General features: G+C 70.0%; 11 protein-coding genes. 6 read left to right on the top strand and 5 right to left on the bottom strand.

The features are described from left to right. The first annotated feature begins 3 nt into the window (after window positions 1-3). Together SFY69_07225 and SFY69_07220 are read left to right on the top strand one after the other, a co-directional pair. Window positions 4-879, top strand: coding sequence for a hypothetical protein (locus tag SFY69_07225; GenBank protein ID MDX2131826.1), 876 nt, complete (start codon window positions 4-6; stop codon window positions 877-879). Window positions 880-968: 89 nt separating this feature from the next. Next, window positions 969-1,202, top strand: a complete 234-nt coding sequence (locus tag SFY69_07220; protein ID MDX2131825.1) for a hypothetical protein — start codon at window positions 969-971, stop codon at window positions 1,200-1,202. Between the two features lie 186 nt (window positions 1,203-1,388). Here the strand turns inward: SFY69_07220 and SFY69_07215 are convergent, their stop codons facing one another. Then, window positions 1,389-3,353 (bottom strand): hypothetical protein, encoded by a 1,965-nt coding sequence (locus SFY69_07215; GenBank protein MDX2131824.1) that lies wholly within the window; start codon window positions 3,351-3,353, stop codon window positions 1,389-1,391. 885 nt (window positions 3,354-4,238) lie between these two features. Between SFY69_07215 and SFY69_07210 the strand changes: the two genes are divergently transcribed. The 3 genes from SFY69_07210 (at window position 4,239) to SFY69_07200 (ending at window position 12,615) form a co-directional block, all read left to right on the top strand. Further along, the gene (locus SFY69_07210; GenBank protein MDX2131823.1) at window positions 4,239-7,523 is read left to right on the top strand and encodes a M36 family metallopeptidase; all 3,285 of its coding nucleotides are present in this window, start codon (window positions 4,239-4,241) and stop codon (window positions 7,521-7,523) included. Between the two features lie 238 nt (window positions 7,524-7,761). Then, window positions 7,762-10,785: a M12 family metallo-peptidase gene (locus tag SFY69_07205; protein ID MDX2131822.1), complete on the top strand. Its 3,024-nt coding sequence runs from the start codon at window positions 7,762-7,764 to the stop codon at window positions 10,783-10,785. 165 nt (window positions 10,786-10,950) lie between these two features. Beyond that, a complete protein-coding gene (locus tag SFY69_07200; protein ID MDX2131821.1) occupies window positions 10,951-12,615 on the top strand; it encodes an FG-GAP-like repeat-containing protein in 1,665 nt (554 codons plus the stop codon). A 261-nt stretch (window positions 12,616-12,876) separates the two neighbouring features. On the opposite strand, the gene SFY69_07195 is transcribed toward SFY69_07200, so the two are convergent. From SFY69_07195 to SFY69_07185, 3 genes are all read right to left on the bottom strand, one after another. After that, window positions 12,877-15,765, bottom strand: a complete 2,889-nt coding sequence (locus SFY69_07195; GenBank protein ID MDX2131820.1) for a multicopper oxidase domain-containing protein — start codon at window positions 15,763-15,765, stop codon at window positions 12,877-12,879. A gap of 347 nt (window positions 15,766-16,112) precedes the next feature. Further along, on the bottom strand, window positions 16,113-17,027 hold the full coding sequence (locus SFY69_07190) for a hypothetical protein (GenBank protein MDX2131819.1): 915 nt from the start codon (window positions 17,025-17,027) through the stop codon (window positions 16,113-16,115). 192 nt (window positions 17,028-17,219) lie between these two features. Next, the gene (locus tag SFY69_07185) at window positions 17,220-19,619 is read right to left on the bottom strand and encodes a M1 family aminopeptidase (GenBank protein ID MDX2131818.1); all 2,400 of its coding nucleotides are present in this window, start codon (window positions 19,617-19,619) and stop codon (window positions 17,220-17,222) included. A gap of 406 nt (window positions 19,620-20,025) precedes the next feature. Between SFY69_07185 and SFY69_07180 the strand changes: the two genes are divergently transcribed. After that, the gene (locus SFY69_07180) at window positions 20,026-21,348 is read left to right on the top strand and encodes a complex I subunit 1 family protein (protein MDX2131817.1); all 1,323 of its coding nucleotides are present in this window, start codon (window positions 20,026-20,028) and stop codon (window positions 21,346-21,348) included. A gap of 39 nt (window positions 21,349-21,387) precedes the next feature. Here the strand turns inward: SFY69_07180 and SFY69_07175 are convergent, their stop codons facing one another. After that, complete coding sequence (locus SFY69_07175) at window positions 21,388-22,554, bottom strand: membrane dipeptidase (GenBank protein MDX2131816.1); 1,167 nt, start codon at window positions 22,552-22,554, stop codon at window positions 21,388-21,390. Window positions 22,555-22,606: the final 52 nt, after the last annotated feature.

Genomic DNA, 22,606 nt, shown 5'->3' with positions numbered 1-22,606 from the left:
TGAATGAGCGACGCGATGCGGGGGTACGTGTTCGTGGCGCGATGGCCCCCGGGCGCTGGGCCCGAGTTCGTCGCGGACCTGCTCGAGCGGGCGTTCGGCTTCGCGCCGCAGGACGCGGCCCTGACGGCCCGCCGCACGACCCCGGCGATGGTGTACCGGGGTGATCTCGGGGAGTGCGGGGTCGGGCTGCGCCGCCTGCTCGAGGAGGGCGTCGTGGGTCTTGGCGTGTCGAACGAGCACCTGCGCCGCATGACCGAGCCGCCGTGCCTGCGCGTGCTGCGGGCGGCGCTGGGCGCCCCCGAGCCCCTGTACATGGCCGAGTTTGCGCGGGCGCGCGGGGGGCCCGCCGAGAGCATGCCCCTGCGGGCGTCGGACATCCGCCTCATCGTGCGCGGGCGGAGCCGCACGGTGCAGGAGCAGGTGCGGGATCGCGGCGTGGGGGACTATCTCCGCACGCGGGTCGAGCCGACGAGCGGCCTGCCGATCCCCGAGGACCGCACCGTCCGCGACCGGCAGGCGTCGTACGTGGAACTGGTCGACCTCCACCTGCGCGACGGCACGCACCTGCGCTGCGACGGGAGCACGTTCTCGTTCCGCGAGACGCTGGGCGACGAGCGCGGGCTGACGGACATCGACAACGCCGACCGGCTGGCGCTGCGCCTCGCCGGGCAGGCCCCCCGGGCGGTGGTCGACACGCAGTTCGACGGGGCGACGTGGACGGCGTCGCTGCTGGGCGACCTCATGAGCGTGCGGGCCTCGAGGGGCGGGATGGATCGGCGCGGGCTGCTGGCCTTCAGCGTGTACTCGGCGGTGCTGGGGCTCGTGCGGCTCGTCGAGCGCGGTGCGCGCGCCCCCTGGCCCTACGGGGGCGCGGGGTAATGTTCGTGGTCGGGTGAAACCCACGCCGGGGTTTGGAGAAGAACACGGGCGGGAAACCCGGGGCGGGGTGCGCGCCGAGAGGAGTGGCCATGGACGTCAACCAGATGGTGGAGACGATCGCGGATCGCAACGTGCTCACGCCGGTGCTGATCTTCAGCGGCATCGTGCTCGTCGTGCTCATTCGCTCGGTGGCGAACGTGATCTCGTCCGTCGCGCGCGAGCGCACCCGGCGCGAGATCGCCGCGTACATCGCCGAGGGCTCGATGACGCCCGAGCAGGGCGAGCGGCTCATGAAGGCGGGCGACAACACCCGCAGCGGCTGAGCGGCAGAGCGCGGTGCGATCGCGGCCGTGGATTCGCCCCTGCCGGCGGCGCGGGTGCCGTGCGCCCTGCGAGAGGCTCTTAACAAAAAAACGCCCCGGGCGAGGGCCCGGGGCGATCAAGCGGTTGCGGTGCGGTGAGGAGAAGCGCCCTCGCTGGCGCTTCGGGCTCGCGCGGTCAGCGCGGTGTTACGGGCAGGGGGCGCCGCCGACGCTCTGCTCGAGGGCGGCGATGTCGTCCTGGTCGACGTTGCCGTCGCGGTTGAAGTCAGGGTCGACGCCGCCGCCGAGGCAGGTGGGGTCGCCGGCGACCGCCTGCGCGAGGCAGGAGATGTCGTCCTGATCGACGTTGCCGTCCTGGTTCACGTCGGGGTCGCAGGCGGAGCCGGGCGTGCCGCCGGAGTAGATGTCGGCGCCGAGGGTGTAGGCCGAGCCGGAGAGCCCGCGGACGTGGAAGCGGCCCTGGCCGATGGCCTGGAGATCGTCGGTGTCGAAGAGGGCGGTGGCCATGTAGTAGGTGCCGGCGGGGAGGGTGCCGTTGAGGCCTTCGAAGGTGCTCAGCGCGGGCGGGTAGGTGCGCGGGCCGCTGCCGGCGCCGAAGGAGAACTGCGGGAGGTTGCCCTCGCCCTCGTCGTCGGAGTAGGCGACGAAGTCGCCGTTGGAGTTGAAGATGTAGGCGACGCCGTCGGCGACGTTGGTGCAGAGGCGGGCGAAGTCGATGTCGAGGAATGAGTCGCCCGAGCCGGCCTCAGCGCCGACCTCGAAGGTGGACCAGAGCACGCCGCGGAGGGCGACGCCGACGCCCAGGCCCTGGCGGGCATCGGGGAAGCCGATGGGGCCGGTGGGGGGCACGGAGGAGTAGTCGACGTGGTTGACGATGGGTGCAACGCTGGGGGCGGCGGGGGTGCCGTTGACGTTGGTCGCGAGGTTGAGGGTGAAGCTGCCGCTGCCCGCGCCGGCGCCGACGGTGAAGCCGTCGCCGAAGGTGGAGCCGGCGGGTGCGACGGCGACGTAGTACGTGCCGGCGAAGAGCTGCCCGTTGCGCCCGTCGTACTGCACGCCATCGCCGACGGCGGCGCGCCGGCCGACGCCGAAGGAGAGCTGCGCGTTCGCGCCGCTGCCGCTGTCGGCGTCGGTGGAGACGACCTGCCCATCGGAGTTGAAGAGGGCGAGGGAGACGTCGGCGGTGCTGCCCTCGGTGTCGGCGTCGAGGAACTGGACGAGGGCGTCGGTGGCGTCGGTGACGAGGCAGACCTCGTACCAGGCGACGTCGCCGCCGGCGAGGCTGCCGCTGTTGGAGTAGCCGGAGTCAGGGATGCAGCCGGCGTTGGTGCGCGTGGTGGGGGGCGGGGGCGGGGGGATGTCGCCCCGGACGCGGAACATGTACCCGGCCGAGCGGGTGGGCGTGCCGAGGTTATAGATGCGGCGTTCGATGGTGGCGCCGGCGGCGGCGGCGCCGGTGAAGGTGCCGTTGTTGTCGGCGTCGAAGCCGATGTCGAGGATGGTGCTGCCGATGGTGGCGGGGTTGGCGGGGGCGGCGAGGTTCGAGTTGGTCGCCACAACCCAGCGGAAGTTGTCGGTCGTCAGGTAGGTCGTGGTGCCGGGCTCGTAGATGCTGGCCTCGAGCCAGAACCCGTCGTCCGGGATGCTGATCGGCGTGGTGAGGGTGTTGGTGAACTGGTTGCCCACGGCGCCGCCGGCCGGGGTGCCCTGGTTCGCGAGGGCGATCGTGAGGTCCGCGATGGGGGTCGCGCCGGGGTTGATCATGACGGCGCCGGGGGCCGCGAAGCCCGCGAAGTTCACGTCGTCCTTGTCCCAGAACTTGAAGTTGACGTCGCAGGCGTACGGCCCGCCCGCGGCGCGCCGGATGCCCCACGAGATCTGGTCGATCACGCGAGTGCTGGCGTTGGCCCACGGGCCGGGCGCGAAGGAGACGTCCTCGAGCAGGTGCTTCCAGTTCGTCACGCTGCCCCAGCGGGCGGGGGTCTGGCCGAAGGTCTGGCTCAGGTTGTCGTAGACGAACCCGGGCGCGCGAGACTCGTACCCGCCGCCCTGCAGGATGATGGACTCCTCGATAGGGTCCGCGGGCTGAACGACCTGGGCGAAGCACGGAGCGGCCCCGGCAACGAGCGACAACAGCAATCCACGCGACATGGCGAGACTCCTTCACCCCTGGCTGACACACCGCCCGCGCGCCACGCTGGAGCGCAGGCGGCCCAGCCTACCACGGTTTACACGGGCGTCAAGAAGTTCAACCAAGCGGTCGAGGCCGCTCGCCGGGCATCGGGTGCTGTCGAGGGACACGCGGACGCTTTCAAGAGTTGAAAATTCTCCTGAACGTGCGTGACACGGGTAGGGCGGCGTCGCTGGACGACTGCGGGGCCACGGGGCTCTCGTGTTCGACCGGTCGCGCCCGTTCGCCTCCCGCTCCTCGCACCGAGCCGCGTCGGCTCGTGGTGGGAGGCGGACGGGGCGCCTCCGGCCGAACACGCACGACGAGCGCGGGGTGTCCGCGGGCGGCCTGTCAAGGTCGGCGAGCACCCGGAGGCCGACCCGGACTTCGACCGGGACGGGAACGTCGACCATGAGGACATCGCGGCGTTGGAGCAGGTCGTCGCCGGCTCGCCGTGCCCGTGATCCGGCACCAGAAGGAGGAGACGTGAGGTTCGCGGGGAGCGGGGCGGCAGCGCCCTGCTCTCTGCATTTTTGGACTTTGATCGGATCGCGATGGGGCCGAAAAAGTTACCGAAGTGCGAAGAGGCGGGGCTTGCGGGCGTGGGCAAAGTCGATATACCACACCCGTGGGCGCGGACGGTGCGCCCCGAGCAGTTCTGAACGGAGAGGCCTCTGCCGGGTGACGGCGGTGGTCGTGAGGAGCATGGTGAACGGGCAGAGGAGCGTTTTCGGACGGCCAGCCGGGCCGCCGGACGTGGGCGACGCCGAAGAACGGATCGATCGGTTTCGGTGATGGTCTGGTGATGTGATGCGGGCGTCGTGGGGAAATCTGGCCACGCGCGGGCGTGGAGAAAGGCTTGATTCATGCAGGGGATGAGTTCCACGTGGCGCCGCGCGAGCGGGCCGATGGGTCTGACGTGCGGCATGACGGCGGCGGCGTTGCTCGCGCTGTCGGGTACGTCGCTGGCGTCGCCGCCCAAGGGCGGCGACGAGGTCCTGGGTGACCACACGCCCGACGTGCACTTGAACGGCGAGCGGTTCTTCGACATCCGCCAGACGCAGAACGAGCTGCCCAGCGAGGCGGTCGAGGCGTCGCTCCGCGCGTACCGCGCGAGCGAGGCCTGGCAGCGCCGCGAGGCGGCGCTCGCGACGCTGGCGGCCCGCGTCCCGCAGCTGCGCAGCGATGACCACCACCTCTTCGGCACGCCCCACTTCGTGCGGTCGACCGCGGCGTTCCTCAGCGGGCCCAGCAACGCGGCCCCGGTCGAGGTCGTCAAGTCGTTCCTGCTCGAGCAGGCCGACCTCTTCGGGCTCTCGGCGGCGGACCTCGACGCGGCCATGGTCGCCCGTGACTTCTCGACCCACGGGATCATGCACCACGTCACGCTGCAGCAGGCGATTGGCGGGGTCAAGGTCTACGGGAACATCCTGCGGGCGAACGTGACGGCCCGGGGCGAGATCATCAACGTCAGCAGCTCAATCGTGCCCGAGCCCGCCGAGGGCTGGAACGTCCCCGCCGCCACCATCGAGGCGGGCGACGCCATCCGCCTGGCGGCCCGCGACGCGGGCGTGTATGTCTCGGGCGCGATCACCCCCAACGAGTCGGTCGGCGCCAGCGAGAAGACGACCTGGACCGTCGGCCCCGAGTTCGACACCTGGACCCCGGTGACCACGGAGCGCGTGTACTTCGCGACGACCCGCGACACGATGCGTCCGGCGTTCCACGTCGTCATCCCCACGCCCGGCGTGGGGCACACGTACGACGTCATCCTCGACGCGATCAGCGGCGAGGTGCTCTGGCGTCACAACTGGCTGTGCAACGACACCACCCAGCCCGTGACCTACCGCGTCTACACGTCAGACAGCCCGGCGCCCTACACGCCCGGGCCCAGCTCGCCCGACGGCTCGCAGGCCCCCTTCGTGCCGCGCCAGCTCGTCACCGTGCAGCCGGCCGACATCATCGCCTTCTCGCCCAACGGGTGGATCCCCGACGGCGGCGACACGACGACCGGCAACAACGTCGACGCGTACCTCGACCGTGACGGCACGTCGAACACGCCCGACCCCAACGGGCGCCCCATCAGCGCGGCTCGCCTCTTCGACCTGCCGATCGCGGTGGACGGCGCCAACGTCATCACCGAGATCCCCACGAACTATTCGCTCGCGACCGTGACGCAGGGCTTCTACACGGCGAACTCCTACCACGACCGGCTCTGGGCCATGGGCTTCGACGAGCCCGCCGGCAACTACCAGGCCGACAACTTCGGGCGCGGCGGCGTCCAGGGCGACTACGTCCGCATGGAAATGCAGGACGGCTCGGGCACCAACAACGCGAACTGGTCGAGCTCGACCGATGGCTCTACCGCCCGCTGCCAGATGTACCTCTGGACGCCCCCGGCGCTCGATCGTGACGGCGGGCTCGACGTGGACATCATCTACCACGAACTGACGCACGGCCTGAGCATCCGCTGCCACGAGGCGACCCTCACCGGCACCCAGGCCCGCTCGATGGGCGAGGGCTGGGGCGACTTCTTCGGCGTGTGCCTCTCCGCCGAGCCCAGCGACGACCTCTTCGGCACCTACACCACGGGCGGGTTCGCGACGCTGAACCTGTGGGCCGGCAACGAGACCAACAACTACTACTACGGCATCCGGCGCTACCCGTACTCCGCCGACTTCACCAAGAACCCCCACACCTTCCTGGACATCAGTTCCTTCACCCCGGCGGCGGGCGTGCCCTGGAACAGCGGCCCGGGCACCAGCACCGCGTCGGTCCACAACAACGGCGAGATGTGGTGCACGACGCTGATCACGGCGCGCTATCGCATGTCCCTCGACAGCGGGTTCGCCGCGAACGAGCGCATCATGCAGCTCGTCGTCGACGGCATGAAGCTCGCCCCCGCCAACCCCAACTACCTCCAGCAGCGCGACGCCATCCTTCAGTCCGACCTCGTCCGTTACGGCGGGGCCAACACCGCGCGCCTCTGGGAAGCCTTCGCGTCTCGCGGCATGGGCTTCTCGGCCACCAGCCCCACGGGCGGGTCCACGTCGGGCATCGTCGAAGCCTTCGACGTTCCCCAGCGCGTGACCTTCTCCTACCCCGATGGTCTGCCCACGCAGCTCCAGCCCAACACGCCCACGTCGTTCACGGTGACGATGTCGCCCCAGCTTCTCACCATCACCCCGAACACGCAGCAGCTGTTCATCTCGGTCGACGGCGGGGCGTTCACGCCCAGGCCGCTGGTCAGCACGGGCGGCGATTCGTACACCGCGACCATCCCGGGTGCGGGGTGCTTCGCGGACGTGCGGTACTACGTCTCGACGAACACGAACGCGGGCGTGCGCACGGACCCGGTCGACGCGCCGGCGTCGTCGTACGCCGCGACCGTGTTCAGCAGCACGCTGGAGCCCATCAACGACACGATGGAGACCGACACGGGCTGGGTTGTCGGGCCGAACACCGCCACCACGGGCAACTGGAACCGCATGGACCCGCAGGGGACGACGGCCCAGCCAGAGGATGACACGACGCCGAGCCCTGGCGTGAACTGCTGGGTGACCGACGGCAACGCCGGCACCGGCGTGGGCACGTTCGACATCGACGGCGGGTTCACGCAGCTCACGAGCCCGGTGTTCGACATGTCCAGCCCCGGCGACTTCCAGATCCAGTACCAGCGGTGGTACAGCAACAACGTGAGCACCACCTACGGCGATCCGTGGCTGGTGCAGATCTCGAACAACAACGGCTCCACCTGGGTCACGTTCGAGAGCATCCCGGTGGGCGCGCCCGTGCAGAACGGCTGGGTCACCGTCTCCCGCTCGCTCTCGAGCCTCGGGCTGACGGGCACGAGCCAGATGCGCCTGCGGTTCCGGGCCGAGGACAGCGGGACGGCGAGCATCGTCGAGGCCGCCATCGACGACCTGCGCGTCTTCCGGCGCCTCTGTGACGACAGCGTGCCCTGCAACCCGGACATCAACGCCGACGGCAACGTCGATCAGGACGACATCGCGTGCCTCGCGCAGGTCATCGCCGGCAACTCCGGTTGCGCGGACGCCTCGATCGATCCGGACTTCAACGGCGACGGCAACGCCGACCAGGACGACGTGGCGGCCCTGGAGCAGGTCGTCGGCGGCCAGCCCTGCCCGTAACCGCTCGCGGGAGCTGATTTCCGGACGCTGCGTCCGGACAGGGCCCGCGTAACACCAAGACCATGAATGCCCCGGGTGCCCGTGCCCGGGGCATTTCTTTGCGCGCCCGTGTCGCCGCGCACACACGCGGCGCGGACGTCCGTCTTGACGCGCGTGCCTCGACTGATAGTCTGGCGGACGTCGCGTGCTCGTCCGATGCAAGTGATGCGACATGATGGCGCGCGCAAAGGGGACTCCGATGAGGTCGATCGTGCTGATGGCGGTGGTGGGGGTGTGCGCGTCGCTCGCGTCCGCCCAGGTGCAGAGCCCGGACGGCGCGTTCACGATGCTGAAGGACGTGCCGCAGGACGTCATCGGCGGCCCGGCGAACGTCCGCCCCGACGTGTTCCAGCCCGTGCGGGTCGAGTGGCCGGCGCTGCGGGCGTCGCTCGGGGCGGCCCCGCTCGAGAACACCGTGGGGGGCGGGGAGCCGATCGTGGTGAGCCTGCCGCGCCCGGACGGCGGGTGGATGCGGTTCTCGGTCGTGGAGTCGCCGGTGATGGAGCCCGGCCTGGCCGCGGCGCTGCCGGACGTCAAGACGTTCCTCGGGCAGGGGCTGGATGATCCCGCCTCCACCGTTCGGTTCGACTACACCCCGCACGGGTTCCATGCGCAGGTCTTTACCGGCGAGGGCTCGTTCTACATCGATCCCGTGACGATGGGCGAGACCGAGCACGTCGCGAGCTACTGGAAGCGTGACCTGCGCCGGCCCATCGGCGGCTGGGCGTGCACGGTGATCGACGACGGCGCGCCCGCGCCCGAGCCCCGCTACGAGGAGCGCGCGATCGTCAACCTCAAGACGTACCGCCTGGCGATCGCGACCACGGGCGAGTACACGGCGTTCCACGGCGGGACGGCGGCGCTGGGACAGGCCGCGGTGGTCACCGCGGTGAACCGCATGAACCAGATCTACGAGCGCGACCTGGCGGTGCGGTTCACGCTGGTGGCGAACAACATCAACCTGATCTTTACCAACGCCGCCACCGATCCCTACGCGAACAACGGCTCCGGCGCCGACCTGACCGCCAACCAGACCCAGTGCAACAACATCATCGGCACCGCCAACTACGACGTCGGGCACCTCTTTCAGACCGGCAACGGCGGGGTCGCGCAGCTCTCCTCGGTGTGCGGCACGGGCAAGGCGCGCGGGCTCAGCGGGCTGCCGTCGCCCGTGAACGACCCGTTCGTCATCGACTACGTCTGCCACGAGGTCGGGCATCAGTTCGCGGGACGCCACTGCTTCAACAACTGCGACGGCGGGCCCGGCGACGACCAGTCCTTCGCCTACGAGCCCGGCTCGGGCGCCACCATCATGGCCTACGCGGGCATCTGCGGCCCGACGAACCTCCAGAACAACTCCGACGCCATGTTCCACTCGGGCAGCATCGCCCTCATGTCGGCCTTCGTCTCGGGCACGTCGTGCGGGTCGTCCGTCAGCACGGGGAACAACACGCCCATCGTCGACGCCGGGCCCAACTACTCCATCCCCGCGAACACGCCCTTCGTGCTGACCGCCACGGGCAGCGACCCCGACGGCGACGCGGTGACCTACTCCTGGGAGCAGCGGAACACGGGCGCCACCGTCGCGGTGAACGTCGACAACGGGTCGTCGCCCATCCAGCGCACCTGGCTGCCGACCACCAGCCCGGCACGCACCATCCCCCGCCTCTCGAACCTGCTCGCGAACACGGTCGCGTTCGGCGAGATCCTCCCCACCACGACGCGCAGCCTCTCGTACCGCGTCGTGGCGCGCGACAACCGCGCCGGGGGCGGCGGCATCGCCACCGACGACATGACCGTCTCCGTCACCGACACGGGCCAGGCCTTCGCCGTCACCAGCCCCAACACCAACGTCGCCTGGTCGGGCACACGAACGGTGACGTGGAACGTCGCCGGCACCACCGGCGCGCCCATCTCGTGCGCGAACGTCCGCATCCTGCTCTCGACCAACGGCGGGAACACCTGGACCACCGTCCTCGCCGAGAGCACCCCCAACGACGGGTCGCACATCGTCACACTGCCCAACATCACCACCGGCACGGCACGCATCCGCGTCGAGGGTGTCGGCAACATCTTCTTCGACATCTCGAACACCAACTTCTCCATCTCGCCCGCCACCGGCGTCGCGCTCAACGGCACGGGCGTCGACACCTTCACGGATACCGCCGGCAACGGCAACGCCAACGGCGTCATTGATTCCGGCGAGTCGGCCATCGGCGTCAGCGTGCAGGTCCTCAACGGCGGCGCGCAGACCGCCACCGGCGTCGCCGGCACGCTCACGTCGCTCACCCCCACGGTCACCATCGTCTCGGGCGTCTCGGCGTACGTGAACCTCGCGCCGGGCGCGCCCGCGACCAACCTCACGCCCTACGTCATCAACGTGTCGCCCTCGCACCCCTGCGGCGATCCCATCAACCTCCGCCTCTCGATCGCCTCGGCGCAGGGCTCGGGCACCTACAACTTCTCGTTCGCCACGGGCACGCTGCCCCCGCCCGTCTCGCAGACCTTCACCTGGTCGGGACCCGCGCTCGCCATCCCCGACAACAACACCACCGGCGTCAGCGCGCCCCTGAACGTCTCCGGCATGACCGGCACGCTCTCGGACGTCAACTTCCGTATCAACGGCACGTCGTGCAGCGCCGCCCAGGGCTCGACCACCGTCGGCCTCACGCACTCCTGGGTCGGCGACCTCGTCCTGGCGCTCCGCGCACCGGGCGGGGCCCCGACCGTGATCGTCGTTGATCGGCCCGGCGTCCCGGCCAGCCAGTTCGGCAACGACGGCAACAACTTCTGCCAGTCGATCTTCGACGACGAGGCGAGCAATCCCATCGAGAACGCCGCCAACACCCTGGCGCCGTTCACCGGCTCCTGGACGCCCAACGGGGCGCTGAGCGCCTTCGACGGGCTCAGCCCCAACGGCGAGTGGCGGCTCGACGTCTCCGACCGCGCTTCGGGCGACACGGGTACGTTGCGCAACTGGTCGCTCATCCTCTCGACGCAGGCGCCCCGCACGTGCCAGCCGCCCAACAACGCCCCGCCCTGCGACCCCGACTTCAACGCCGACGGCAACGTCGACCAGGACGACATCGCGTGCCTGGCGCAGGTCGTCGCGGGCGATCCCGGATGCTCGTCGAACGACCCGGACTTCAACGGCGACGGCAACGTTGATCAGGACGACATCGCCGCACTCGAGCAGGTCGTCGGCGGGGCGCCCTGCCCCTAAGGCGACGCCCGCCGCCACGCCGCTGTCTTCTGCGCCCCGGGGCGATCCCCCGGGGCGTTTTTTCATGGGTGCGCGGTTCAAGATCGCCTAGAACGCGGCACGCGACGTCGGTAGGCTGGGCGCTGGCGGGGAGCGGCGGACGACACAACCGAACGGAGACTCGTCATGCGCACGCACGTCATCAGCACGCTGGCCCCGGTGATCGCAGTGATCGCGGCGGTGGGGGGCGTCGGGAACGCGGCCTTCGGGCAGATGGTCGTGACCGGCACGTCGCCCTCGGTCAACGCGCTGCACGTGGCGCGCGAGGCTCCCATCGCCGTCACCTTCGATCGTCCCGTCGACCGCGCGACCTTCGCGGGCGACAACTTCTGGGTCTTCTCGCGCTGGGGCGGCATGGTCGACGGCTCCATCTCGTTCTCCAACGACGATCGCACCGTCACGTTCACGCCCGCGGCCCCGCTTCACGCCGGCGACCCGGTGATGGTCGTGATGTCGCGCGACCTGCGCGGCGCGGACGGCACGCCCATGCGCTCCGCCGGGCACACGCTCACCTTCACCACGCGCGCCAAGCCCACCACCGCCACCTTCGATCCCCTCGCGATCATCAGCGACCGCTCGCCCAACAACGCGCAGACGCGGATCTACGGCGGGCTCGCGTGCGACCTCGACCGCGACGGGTGGCTCGACATCACGCTCGTGAACGAGGTCTCCCAGGACCTGCGCGTGTTTCTCAACCGCGCGGACGGGTCCGGGCTCTTCCAGCCCTTCCTGACGCCCCCCACGCCGATCCCGTACGAGAGCAGCCCGAACGAGCCCGCGGACTTCAACCGCGACGGGTTCGTCGACATCATCACCACCAGCAACGCGACCAACGAGCTCACCATCGCCATGGGCAACGGCGACGGCACCTTCGACCCGCCCACGATCATCGCGATGCCCGGCTACCCCCGGGGCAACGCCATCCTCGACTTCGACGCCGACGGCGACCTCGACATCGCCGTCGCCAACACCTCCGTCAACACCATCTCGCTGCTGGCGAACAACGGCTCGGGTGCCTTCGCCCCGCCGGTCAACATCCCCAGCGGGGGCGACGGACCCTACGGCCTGGTCACCGCCGACATGAACAACGACGGGGTCATGGACCTCGTCGTCGGGCACGTCTACTCGCGCACCGCCGTCGTGCTCCGGGGCAACGGCAACGGCACGTTCACGTTCGCGTCGTCACGCTCCATCGGCGGGGCGACGTGGGTCGTCGCCACCGGCGACCTCAACGCCGACTCGTTCATGGACATCGTGACGGCCAACTCCGGCTCGGCGAACGCCTCGGTGCTCCTGGGCAACGGCAACGGCACGCTCCAGGCCGCGGTCATCAAGGGCGTCTCCGGGCACACCGTCGGCACCGAACTGGCCGACTACGACGGCGACGGCGACCTCGACTGGCTCGTCGCGTGCTTCGGGGGCGGGCGCTGGCACCGGTACGTGAACAACGGCGCGGGCGTCATGACCGAGGTCCAGCAGTTCATCGCCCCCAACAACCCGGCGTGCAGCATCAGCGCCGACTTCGATAACGACGGCGACCTCGACCTCGCGCTCCTCGACGAGATCGCCGACGTCATGCTGCTGTACACCAACCGGGGCAACGAGGTCTGCGACCCCGATGTCAACGCCGACGGCAACGTCGACCAGGACGACATCGCGTGTTTGGCGCAGGTCGTCGCGGGCGATCCCGCGTGCTCGAGCGCAGACCCCGACTTCAACCGTGACGGCAACGTCGATCAGGACGACGTCGCGGCCCTCGAGCAGGTTGTCGCGGGGTCGGAGTGCCCGTGAGAAGACGAGGCGTTCGGCATGAAGCACTAGGCACTAGGCATTAGGCATTCGGCGTTCGGCGTTCGGCGTTCGGATTTTGGCGACGCCCTCGGTGGACATGCCTGATGTCGATCGACAAGCCCTCAGTGCGCGCTTGTAAGTAGCCTTGCGATGCGTTCTACGCCATGCGGAATCACGAGTGCCCTGCACTCGATGCGGTGTGCAATGTCCGAATGCCGAATGCCGAATGCCCAGTCCTCCGTGCCCCGTGCCTTCGCCTCCTCACGGGCACGGCGCGCCGGCCACCACCTGCTCCAGTGAAGCGATGTCGTCCTGGTCGACGTTGCCGTCGCGGTTGAAATCGGGATCGCTGGCGGAGCACGCCGGGTCGCCCGCGACGACCTGCGCCAAACACGCGATGTCGTCCTGGTCGACGTTGCCGTCGGCGTTGAAGTCCGGGTCGCAGCACGGGCCGCTGATGGTGAGCGAGGCGACGCTGCTCGTCGCGTTGGAGCAGCCGTTGGTGGCGAGGCAGTAGTACTGCCCGACATCGGCCGGCCCGACGTTCGCGATGGCGAGGTAGTACGCGCCGGACCCGGTGACGACCGAGCCGGTGCCGGTGGGCCCGTCGGAGAGCGGGAAGCCGTCCTTGAACCAGAGGTACTGGACACTCGACCCGCTGAACTCGGCGCCGAAGTGCGCCTCGCCTCCCTGGCACGCCTCGAAGTCATCGGGCGGGTTGGTGATGGCGGCGGGCTCGCAGACCTCGAACTGGCGCATCATCTCGTGGTCCTCGTGCTCGAGGATGTGGCAGTGGTAGGCGAAGCGTCCGGCGTAGTTCTCGAAGCGCGCGATGACGCGCGTGATCTGGAACGGGCGCGCCTGCACGGTGTCCTTCCAGCCCATCTCCTCCGGGGGCGGGGGCACGCGATCGCTGATCGGCACGATCTGCCCGCCCTGCACGATGAAGTCCTGGCGGTCGAGCACCTGGAACGACACCAGGTGCATGTGCATGGGGTGCGTGACGCCCGAGCGGTTCACCCACGACCAGATCTCGGTGCTGCCGAGCAGCGGGTACTCGGTGATGTCGTCCCACATGAGCCCGTTGATGGCCCACACGTCGTGCCCGCAGTGCTGCCCGGGGATCTTGCGGAGCAGGAACTCGCGTTCCTGGGCCGCCTCGTTCTCGGAGATCCGGGGCACGGGCACGAGGCTCGTCGGGAGCGGGTCGGTGTCGCCCGCGTCGGCGCCGACGATGAACTTCATGACGTTGGGCACCTCGGGCCCGATGCCCCCGCCGGGCAGCGGCGAGGGCGCGCTGTTGGTCAGGACGAGCTCGGTGCCGGGGGCGTACGGGGCGAAGTCGATGACGATGTCGGCGCGTTCGCCCGGGGTGATGGTGAGGCTGGTCTTGGCGACCGGGGCCGCCAGAAGCCCGCCGTCGGAGGCGATCTGCCAGAACGTGGCGTTGGCGGGGAGCGCGAGGGTGTAGGCGCGGCTGTTGCTCGCGTTGAGCACGCGGAAGCGGTACTTCCCGCGTTTGACGTTGAAGTAGGGCCAGACCTTGCCGTTCACCAGAATGTGGTCGCCGAAGACGTGCTCGTGCCACATGGGCGGGTAGAAGAACGAGCCGTCGGCGTTGAACGAGCGGTCGAGCAGCGCGAGGGGCACCTCGAACTCGCCACGCGGGATGTTGAGCGCGTCCTCGTCGGTGTCGCGGAGGAGGTAGAACCCCGCGAGCCCCATCCAGACATTGAGGCGCGTCAGGCCCAGCGCGTGGTCGTGGTACCACATCGTGGCGGCCCGCTGGTTGTTCGGGTAGTTGTACAGCGACGAGCTCACGCCCGGCGGGAACGCGTCGTCCGGGTGACCGTCGCTGTCCGCGGGCACGTGCCCGCCGTGCAGGTGCACGACGGTGTAGGGGACGTCGCCGTTCATGTCGGGCCCGTGCAGGCACGTGTCCACCGGCAGGACGTGCGACGTGCGCAGTTGCCCGGTCTCGAACACGCGCAGGTCGTTCGTCCAGGTCACCGTCACCGGCAGCCCGCGCCGGGCCTCGAAGGTCGGCCCCAGCACCGACCCCGCGTACCCCCACACCCGCGTCGGGGGCAGGTCGCGGTGGAGTTGCGCAAAGAACTCCGTCATCGAGATGTCGTAGTGGGCCGCCCCGCCCGGAACCCCGATGGTCGGCTGCGCGATCGGCGGGATCGGCAGCGCGTCGACGAAGGGCGCGAGCGGCTGGGCGCACGGGCTCGTCGCGCACGACGTGAGGTCGCCGGCGTACGTGCCACCGGCCAGCGCGCACGCCGCCCCCGTCAGGTCCTGGCACGAGCCGTCGGGCAGGCAGCACGCGCCCGTGGTGGGCGGGCACGGGTCGGGCGAGCAGCTGGTGCCCATGCCCTGGAACGTGCCGCCCCGCTGCGCGCACAGCCCGGGCACCGTGACAAAGCACCCGACGCCCGGCGTGCAGCACGCGCCCATCGAGCCCGGCGGGAACGTCACGTCCAAGATCAGTTGCGGGCGCAGCGCCGGCTCCGGGTTGTCGCGGCTCGCGAAGCGCTTGGCGCTCACGCCCGGGCCCTCGTTGCCGAGCATGATCCAGCCGTGGTTCGCGCCGGGCACGTCGATCCAGTACTGCGCGTCGCCCGCGACGCCCGCGCCCGTCCAGGTGTACGTGCCCAGGCCGTCCACCATCGTCATGCCGCTGGAACTCGGCGCGAAGTCGCCCCCGGGCATGCTCCACAGGGTGGCGTTGTAGAACCGGTGCAGCCAGGTGGCGTCGGTGGGCTCGGCGGGTGCGCCCCCGCCCCCGCCGCTCCCGCCCGACGAGGTTCCCTCGCCCCAGGCGTTCAGCACGCGGCGCAGCGTCACGGGCTCGGGCCCGGCGTTCGAACGGTCCATCTCGAGGACAAGCGTCGCGGCGTTCACCACCGTTCCCGCCGGGAACACGGACAGGTCAAAGCGCAGCAGCGCCCGGCGCACCTGCCCGGAGGCGTTCCGCCCGGCGAAGACGTGCGTCCCCGCGCCGTTCGACATGTCGCCCGACTCTTCGAGGATCGTGGTGTCGGCCACGGGCGCGAGCGTGACGATCTCGGCCTGCGCCGCCAGCCCGGTGACCACCGCCGCGAGTGCGAACACGCCCCGCGCCGCGCGCGACTTCAGGTTGTGCATCGGTTCGACCCTTCTCCAGACACATCAGCGGACCAAAGACGGCCTATTCGCACGCCGCTCGCAACCGAGCGCACAAAATGCTCATCAACCGCGCTCGCAACGGTTCGCCCCCACGGGCAGTCCAGACCTTCGACCCGACGAGCGTACGACTTGTTCTCGATCGGCGGTGATGCCATAAGTCCGAGATCATCAATGGTTTGCCACGGCAGACCCATGTTCCGCGATTGAAGCGGACTTCTGAGTCATCTATCGCAGCGTACGCCCGTCCCGGGGCGTGTCAATGCAAAAAAAAGCCCCCGAGGTGGGGGCGATCGGTGCGGATGGACTGCGTCGTGCGGATGCCGGGCTTACGGGCAGGGCGCGCCGGCGACGACCTGCTCCAGCGCGGCGATGTCGCTCTGATCAACGTTGCCGTCGCCGTTGAAGTCCGGGTCGGCGCTGGCGCAGGTGGGATCGCCCCCGACGACCTGGGCGATGCAGGCGATGTCGTCCTGGTCGACGTTGCCGTCGGCGTTGAAGTCGGGGTTGCAGGGGGGCGGGGGCGGGGGGGCAACGGTGTAGACCAGGGCGTTGGCGAGGATGCGGGCGCCGTCGGTCGTGGGGTCCCACGAGCCGCCCGAGACGTCGCGGGACGTGGGGAACATGCCGAGGTCGACGCGGTTCGAGTACTGGTTGCTGACGGCGATGAGGGTCTTGCCGTCGCTCCACTCGGCGATCTTCTCGCCGTGCGAGGAGAGGGCGGTCTGCGTCGGGCGGAAGGAGGACGTGCCGCCGTTGAAGGTGTTGACGCCGTCGAGCGTGGGATGCCCGGGCACGAGGATGGTGCCGAGGGTCTGGGCGCCGGTGGTGTTGCCGCCCTGGGTGGGGATGATCTCGTACCCGCCGCTGCGGAATCGCCCGCCGAGGGAGCGGTTGGCGGTGGTGGTGCTGGTGGCGAACACGGCGACGACCACGCCGCCCCCGGCGTCGACGTAGTCCGCGAAGGCGTCCCCGAGCCCCGCGGCGTTCTGGTAGGTCTGGTTGCTCCAGGTCATGACGGCCTCGAACTGCTGGAGTTCGGCGAGCGTGGGCGTGTTCGTGACGGCGGAGATTGTCGTCACCGAGTTGAACAGCCCGGTGTTCATGAGCTTGGTCTGCACGTCGGCGAGCGCCGCGGCCGAGTCGGCGGCGATGAGGGCGACGTCGGGCTCGCCCGCCGCGGCGGGGAGCGAAGCCGCCCCGAGCACAAGCACGGAAACAGTTGTCATCAGGCGACGGATCATGGCGCTTCTCCTGGTCCGAGGGGTTTGGCGCGCGGCGCTGCACAGCGTCGCTCGTCCGCGCAGCCTACCGGACGTGACAGACGCGCCAAGTGAAAACGCCGGACTGGGGACCAGCCCGGCGCGGCGCTTGCTGTGGCCAGGGTCACACGGGAATCGCTTCGCCCGCCCCCGGGCTCAGGCCTGCTGCGGAACTTACGGGCACTCCGCCCCGCCGACGACCTGCTCGAGAGCCGCGATGTCGTCCTGGTCGACGTTGCCGTCGCCGTTGAAGTCCGGGTCGGCCGTGGAGCACGACGGATCACCCGCGACGACCTGCGCGAGGCACGCGATGTCGTCCTGGTCGACGTTGCCGTCGGCGTTGAAATCGGGGTCGCAGGGCGCCCCGCCGCTGACGGTGAACGCGATTGACGCGGCCCCGCCGGCGAGCCCGTTGCCCGAGGGCAGCGCGCCCCCGGCGATCTCGCCGTCGAGCGCCAGGGCGTTCGCGGTGATGCCCGTGCCGAGCGTGAGCGTGTACGCGCCCGGGGCGAGCGTGCCTTGGGGCGTGATGGTCGCGCGCCAGGTGGTCGCGTTGTACGAGACCGAGACGGGCACCGCGCCCGACGGGCCGCTGAGCGTGACCTGCGGCGCGGGGACGGTCACGTTGTCGCTGAAGCCGACGACGATCGAGGCGGGCGAGTCGTCGAGGGCTTCGCCCGGCGCGGGCGAGGCGGAGATGACCTTGGGCGGGCCGGCGACGTACGCCTCGTTGGCCTTGCCGGTCTCGAGGATCCAAGTGAACTCGTCGAGCGTGACGCCGCTGACGGGGCTGGCGACGGGGATCAGGAAGTGCTGCGAGCGGCTCGTGTTCATGATGGTGACGGTCGACGGGCCCTGCGCGCTGTCGAGGCGGACGTCGATGGGCATGACGAAGGCGTCGGCGGGCGTGCCGAGCCCGGGCCAGCCGGTGTCCTGCGTCTGACGGACGCGCAGGCGCAGGTAGTTCTGCCCGTTGATGGCGACGTTCTGCCAGCCGCTGGCGTACGCGGGCGCCCCGATGCCGTAGACCCACTGCTGGAAGAACCGCGTCATGTCCTGCCCGGCGACGTCGCTGGCGGTCGCAACGAAGTCATCGGTGGAGGCGGCCGAGAACGCGAAGCGGGCGCGATGCTCGGCCAGGATGTTCACGAACGTTTCGTCGCCCACGACCTTGCGCAGCATGTGCACCACCCATCCGCCCTTGCGGTACGAGTAGTTGCTGCTGAAGATGCGGTTCACCGAGCTCGTGTCGTAGACGTACACCGAATCGCCGACCGCCGACGGGCGACGGGCGGCCATCGCGGCGTGCAGCGCCGGGAGCCCGCTGGATCCGGGCTTGCGCTCCTCCCACAGCGCCTCGCCGTAGGTCGCGAACCCCTCGTTCAGCCAGATGTCGTTCCAGGTGCGGCAGGTGACCATGTCGCCCCACCACTGATGCACGAGTTCGTGCGCCGTGAGCGACTGTCCGAACCCGCCCTGCCCGCTGTTGGTCTGATGCTCCATCCCGCCCCCGAAGGGGAACTGATAGATGCCGTACTTCTCGTTGATGAACGGGTACTCGCCGAAGACCGGGCGGTACGCCGCCATCATCGGCACGCAGACTTCCCACGCGTCGCGGTTGCTGGGCGTGTCGCTGTTCGGATAGATGTGGAACTCGACGGGCATCGTGCCCGTGCCCCCGCCGGGCAGCGGGTACGAGTAGTTCACGGTCCAGGTGTTGTACACCGTGGTGCAGAACGCGGCCAGGTACGTCGGCTGCGTGTAGTTCGTCACCCAGCGGTAGCGCGTGCGCCCGCCCGAGAGGGGCGTCACGCTCTCGAGCAGCCCGTTGGCCGTCGTGCGGAGGTTCGACGGCGCCGTCACCGCGAGCGCGAACGTCGCGCGGTCGATGTTGTCGCCCGCCTGCGTCACCTCGCCGTCCTTCACGGGCACCCACGTGGCGGCGTAGTAGGGCTCGCTCAGCGTGGCGACCACCGGGTTGCCGGCGCTCGTCGTCCCGAACTCGATCGACCCGAACCCGCGCGAGACCGCCACGCCGGTGTAGTCGATGCGGACCGTGAACTCCTCGCCCGCGTTGTACGGGCGATCGAGCGTCACGGTGCGCCCGTAGGTCGCGTTGTTCGTCGGGGGCGTGGTGCTGACGGCGACCGTCGTGCCGTTGAGCGTCACGCGGTTGGTGTCCGCCGCGTTGCCGCTGAGCCCGCGCTGCACCGTGAAGTTGCCGCGCAGGCGGTAGGTGAACTGCGTCAGGCCATCGACCAGCGAGCGCACGCGGATGGTGTTCGAGCCCGAGATGACCTCGGTCGTCGGGAAGATCTCGATGTCGATGTCGTTCGAGATGACGTCGGTGTCGGCCATCGCCTCGCGGTCCGAGTACCCGGGCAGCTCGGGCTCACCGATCGGCAGGCCACGCTCGATGCGGGCGCGGAGCATGTCGGCCTTGTGGCACGAGCACGCGGCCCAGCCGGGCTGCTCGTCGTGGGCGTGGGTGAAGGCGGGGAATGCATGGGGAGTCGGCTGGATGCTGGGCCGGTCAATCGGCTGGCCAGAGGCCAGGCCCGCCAGGGAAATCACAGCCGCGCACGAAAGCCGAGCGCACGAAAGCCCAGAGCGGGCCGGTCCGAAAACACGCCGCATCACGCACCCCTTTGCATACCCCGCGAGTTGGCCATGAAACCGAAAAGGCCACTAGAGCATGGAAAGGAGATTCGGTCAAGCGCAAGCGCGGGTTCTGCGGACGGGGAAGATTCGGGGTGCGCGGCACCACCAAGCCCCCGCATCACCGACGCCGGATCGCGGATCGATGGACGGGTAGCCCCCTCCGGCTCGCAGACTCGCCACCTCCCCCAAGGGGGAGGACTGAAACGGACCCTCGTTTGCGCGTCGGGCTCGGAGCGCGTCGGGCTCGGAGCGCGTCGGGCTCGGAGCGCGTCGGGCTCGTACGGCTTGGGCTCGTCGAGTGCCGCTACACTCTTGCCCCATGAGCGGCCTCTTTGACTGGGTCACCCCCCAACTCGTCACTTCCGCGATCGTCATCATCGCGATCGTGCACGTCATCCTCATTCTCGTCGCCTACCTCGTGCAGGCCGAGCGCAAGTTCTCCGCGTACATCCAGGACCGCATCGGCCCCAACCGCACGGGGTTCGATTTCGGCCTGCCGGCGCTGAAGTTCCTGAAGGGCTGCCTGGGCTTCGGCCAGCCGCTGGCCGACGGCATCAAGTTCATGCTCAAGGAGGACTACACCCCCACCCGCGTGGACAAGGTGCTGTTCACCCTGGCCCCGATCATCATCGTGACGCCCGCGCTCATGGGGTTCATCGTGATCCCCTGGGGCGGGCACTGGAACGGCGACGTCCCGTTCCTCGGCAACGTCACCGAGGGCACGACCGTCGCCATCGCCGGCGCGTCGATCAACGTCGGGATCATCTATCTGCTGGCCGTCGCGTCGCTGGGGGTCTACGGCGTCACGCTGGGGGGCTGGGCGAGCAACAACAAGTACTCGTTCCTGGGCGGGCTGCGCGCCAGCGCCCAGATGATCTCGTACGAGATTCCCCTCGGGCTCGCGCTGCTCGCGGCCCTGCTGTACTACGGCACGGTGCTGCCCGACTCGATCGTCCGCCTGCAGGTGAGCGAGGGGTGGGGCGTGCTGGCCCAGCCGCTGGCGGCGTTGATCTTCTTCATCGCGATCCTGGCGGAGGCCAACCGGGCCCCGTTCGACAACGCCGAGGCCGAGCAGGAACTGGTGGGGGGGTACCACACCGAGTATTCGTCGATGCGGTTCGCGCTGTACTTCCTGGCGGAGTACGCGCACCTGGTGACGAGCTCGGCGTTCCTGGTGCTGATCTTCTTCGGCGGGTACCACGTGCCGTTCATCCCCGGGCTGAACGAGCTCACGAGCCCGGACAACGTGACGGTGTGGGGCGTGCTGACGAAGATCGGGGTGTTCTTCGGCAAGGTCGTGGGCGTCGCGGTGTTCAGCATGGTCATCCGCTGGACGATTCCCCGCATGCGGTACGACCAGGTCATGATGATGGCCTGGCAGTTCGTGATCCCCGTGGCGCTGGCGCTCGTGGTGAGCGTCAGCATCCTGATCACGCTGGGCGCGAGCGGGCTGCTGCCGATGCTGGTGATCAACGTCATCCTGATGGCGCTGACCGTGATGGCCGCCCCGCTCATCCCCAAGAGCACCTCGAACCGCAAGCTGCCGCTCTACGGCTCGCGCTTCAGCCCCATGCCCGGCGAACGCGTGCGGACCGTCTCCGACGAGTCCTCCGCCCTCCACGACGCGCCCGCGGCGTACTGAGCGAGAAGGCACTGGGGACTGGGGACTGGGCACCGGGCACTAGGGCGCGGCGTCCCCCGCCAGCACGCGGGCCCAGTTCCGCCACGCGAAGTCGTCGAGCTGCTCGCGTGTCCAGCCCCGCCGGGCGAGCGCCTCGGCCAGCTTGCGGTAGTCGGCGGGGCGGTCGATGCCCGCGGGCAGGCGGTCGGCGCCGAATCCGCCGTCGATATCGCTGCCAAGCCCGACGTGACGCATCGAGCCCGCCAGTTCGCACACGCGTTCGACGTGCGCGATCGCCTCGTCGATCGTCGCGCGGCGGTCCTCGCCCTGGCGCGACACGAACGGCGAATACAGATTGAGCCCCACAACGCCCCCCCGGCGCACGATCTCGCGGATCGCCCGGTCGGTCAGGTGGCGCTGGTTCGGCGGGCGTCCGTCGCGATCGAGCAACGCGCGGCAGTTGCTGTGGCTCGCCACGACCACCCGCGGCGTCGCCTCGAAGAGGTCCTCGAGCGCCCGGTCGGAGAGGTGCGAGGCGTCGTGCAGCACGCCCAGGCGATCCATCTCGCGGACGAGTTCGTGCCCCAGGGGCGTGAGTCCGACTCGTTCGCCGGGCGGCGCGCCGTTGCCCGTCGCGTAGCGCGACGAACGCGCCCACGTGAGCCCCACGGCGCACACGCCCCGCTCGACCCACCATTCCAGGTCGGCGGGCGACCGGATCGGGTCGGCGTTCTCCATGAGGATGCCCACAAGCGGACGCCCGGCGCGCGTGGCGGCGGCGACGCGGGCGTCGATCGAAGGGGGCACGACCTCGGCGACGCCCATGCCCCCGCGGATCTCGCCCACGCCCTCGGGCGCGCGCAGGGCGCGCGGCAGATCGAGGGAGAGCACGCCGCCCTCCGCGAGGGAGAGGTAGACCTCGAGCTGGCCCCTGGCGCGTCGGTACGCGCCGTCGGCGTCGCCGAACGTGTAGGAGGCGTGTCCTTCGGGGCCGGGCGGCACGGGCTCTCCCGGGGGCATGACCTCGGTGAAGATGGTCGCGAGGAACAGGTGCACGCCGCCCTCGCGCAGGGCCGGCAGCGTTACGCCCGCGGGGCGGTGCGGGCCCGCGGGGGCGTCGGGGAGCGCGAGGGTGGCGAGGGGAGCGCGGAGATCGCGTCCGGTGACGGCGAGATAGGCAAGATCGAGGTGGGCGTCAAACCACAAGGACGGAGCGCGTCCGGTCATGGCTGAGGGTACCGGCGCGCGGGCGGGGTCGGACGCAGCGGCGGGGCGGCCA

Source organism: Planctomycetota bacterium, assembly GCA_033763975.1.
Classification (GTDB): domain Bacteria; phylum Planctomycetota; class Phycisphaerae; order Phycisphaerales; family UBA1924; genus RI-211.
Note: the sequence above shows the minus strand (reverse complement) of the source record. Positions and strands in the feature narration are given on the sequence as shown.